This window comes from Gordonibacter sp., assembly GCF_036667095.1.
Lineage (GTDB): Bacteria > Actinomycetota > Coriobacteriia > Coriobacteriales > Eggerthellaceae > Gordonibacter.
In genome coordinates this window covers 1-2,531 of the sequence record NZ_JAVWUP010000288.1, presented here as the reverse complement: position 1 = coordinate 2,531, position 2,531 = coordinate 1, and the positions used below count along the sequence as shown (strand labels likewise).

Sequence of the window (2,531 nt, the reverse complement as noted above, 5' to 3'; positions counted from 1 at the left end):
CTATTCGCCGTCAGCCTCGAGCGCCTCGGCCGCCTCGTCGATGCAGTGCAGCGCATTGAGCACGCGCGGGAAGCCGATATAGGGCACGCATTGGGACATAACCTTGATAAGGAATAAGCGGTCGTTGCCCACGCGCATATTCGCCTGCGCGTGGCTGGTTAGCTGCGGTTCGCATCCACCCTGAGCAGCCAAGAAGCACAGGGTGATCATCTCGCGCTGGGCATCGTCCAACCCCGAGCGCGTATAGTAGTCGCCGAAGCAGTTCTCCGCCAGCCAGCGGTTGATGTGGCGCGTCTCCTCAGGACCCGACTGGTAGAACTCGGCCATATGCGGCCCAAAGAGATCCACCTGCTTCTGCACGCCGGCCTCGAGGCGGGTGTCCTCCGTCGTCGTAGCCTGTCCCTCGAGCGGCAGCGGCACAAGCCGGTGTTTCAGCAGTTCGTTCACCGCATACAGAAATGGCAGCATGCGTCCCATACCCACGTACGGAGTGGACTGGTAGACGATCTCCTTCACCTCCACCGGCGTAAGCCCTACGTTGAACGAGCCCTTGGCCATAGCCTTGAACAGGTCGATTGCCTGCGCGCCGACAAGCGCTGCCAAGATGGCCATCATCCGCGTGCGGTCGTCTAAATCGTCGCTGGCCGGCACCTCGCCGAATGCGAAGCGGTCGAGGCGGTCGAGAAATTCGGGGTCGGTACCCATCAGCGGCGAGTCGAACCCGGGGAAAAGACGGGTGCGATAGTCCTGTGCCTGATCATTGATTTCGGAGTTCATGTCTGCTCCTTCTTTCACTTCGTTGTGTTGAGGCCATACTACTCCCTAGAGCATGCTGCAAGTCAACTGTTACTCAAAAAGAAACATATTAAACTCCACACCGACGAAGGCGAAGGACGCTCGACATCGCGCATTCCATGATGCCCGGCCCCCGCGAGAACAACCCGCCAGCATGGAGCAGCCTTTCGTAAAGCATCTCCCAACACGTGCGCCCACCAAAACGGCGGGCGCACGAAACTTCGCTGGAGAAGCGCTCACTGCGTTTAGCCGCCGATAAGAGCCTGCAGCGACGCGATGAAACTCGACATGTTGCGCCAGCACATGAACAGCGTAATAACAATGATGACCACACCGGCGCAGTTCGCGAAGATATGGTTTTTCCACTTGCCCAGATCCTTGCCGTTGGCGCAGTACAGTACAAAGAACGCCATGATAGGCAGCAAGATGGCGTTAGCCGCCTGCGCCACCAGGATAAGCTCCGTCGGGCTCTTTCCCAACGCGATAGCCATAAGGCAGCCAGCCACAAGCACGACGATCCAGATCGCCTTGAACGGCAGGTCCTTCAGCGTCTTCTTCCAACCCAGCACGCCGTTCACCGCGTAGGCGGCCGACAGCGATGCCGTGATGGCGCTGGAGAAGCCAGCGGCCAAAAGGCCCAAGCCGATCATCCACGTAGCCCATGAGCCCATGAGCGGTTCAAGGGCAATGGCCATATCCTTACCGTTCGTCACAGCAGCACCCGTGCCGAAAATGTTGGCGGCAGCGCACACGAGGATGGCCATAGAAATGATGCCGCCCAAACCGATGGAAAGCACCGTGTCGAAACGGGCGTCGGATACCTGCGCCGGATCTTTGAAGCGCTCAGAAGCACCGGAGGCATGCAGGAACAGGTTGTACGGCACGATCGTGGTGCCGATGAGGCCCACGGCCGTGAGGATGCCCTTCGACCCCTCTTCGGGCAGCGACGGCACGAACAAACCCGCAGCTACGGCACCCCAATCGGGGCTCGAGGCGAGCGCCGTCACTAAAAACACCACGCCCATGAACACGACGATGCCCGTCAGTACAATCTCGACCACCTTGTACGAGCCGATCCACAAAGCCGCAAAGGCCAGAAGCCCCAGCACTACGACGATGGGAATCATGGAAGCATCAGGGAAGACCGCCTGGATGCCCAGGATGCCGCCCGTGATATTACCGGTCTCGTAGGCCACGTTGCCCACGAAGATGGCGATGATAACAATTACGATTGCAATCCACTTAAGCGTCTTGTTGGGAATACGATCGCGAATGTTTTCACCCAGGCCCTTGCCTGAAACGATGCCCACGCGCGCCGCCATCTCCTGAAAGATAATAGTGGCCACCGTGGCGAACAGTAACGCCCATAGCATGGTGTAGCCGTAGCTGGCACCGGAAACCGTGCAGGTAGTGACCGTGCCTGGTCCGATAAAACCAGCCGCCACCAGCGCACCAGGGCCGATGTTCTTGAACTTCTGAACGATAGTGCTGCTCATATCCTCTCCTTTCCTTCCCATCGAGGAGAAGCCGCTTTTCGCGCATCTCCCGCAATCCCCCCTGCCCCTTTACCGCCAAGCGCATCGCACCTGCAAGCAACGGTGGCCCACCCCAGGCGAACCGAACAGATTTGCTTACTTTAGCAGAATAAAGCCCCGGCGTATACGTTCGAGCCGACTGGAGAAAGGTCGGTTCGGCTGCGCGCGGCGATCAACCCAAGGATGCCGCCAGCTCCCCGC

General features: G+C 59.2%; 2 protein-coding genes. Both read right to left on the bottom strand.

Annotation, left to right across the window (positions count from 1 at the left end; genetic code table 11):
• Entirely contained in the window at positions 1-777 is a 777-nt protein-coding gene (locus RR842_RS13805; RefSeq protein ID WP_332565739.1) for a carboxymuconolactone decarboxylase family protein, read from the bottom strand.
• Between the two features lie 263 nt (positions 778-1,040).
• A complete protein-coding gene (locus RR842_RS13800) occupies positions 1,041-2,291 on the bottom strand; it encodes an Nramp family divalent metal transporter (RefSeq protein ID WP_332730160.1) in 1,251 nt (416 codons plus the stop codon).
• Positions 2,292-2,531: the final 240 nt, after the last annotated feature.

Excerpts from the sequence above, each read along its gene's own strand:
- RR842_RS13805 (WP_332565739.1), bottom strand. The coding sequence starts at position 777 with ATGAACTCCGAAATCAATGATCAGGCACAGGACTATCGCACCCGTCTT.
- RR842_RS13800 (WP_332730160.1), bottom strand. The coding sequence starts at position 2,291 with ATGAGCAGCACTATCGTTCAGAAGTTCAAGAACATCGGCCCTGGTGCG.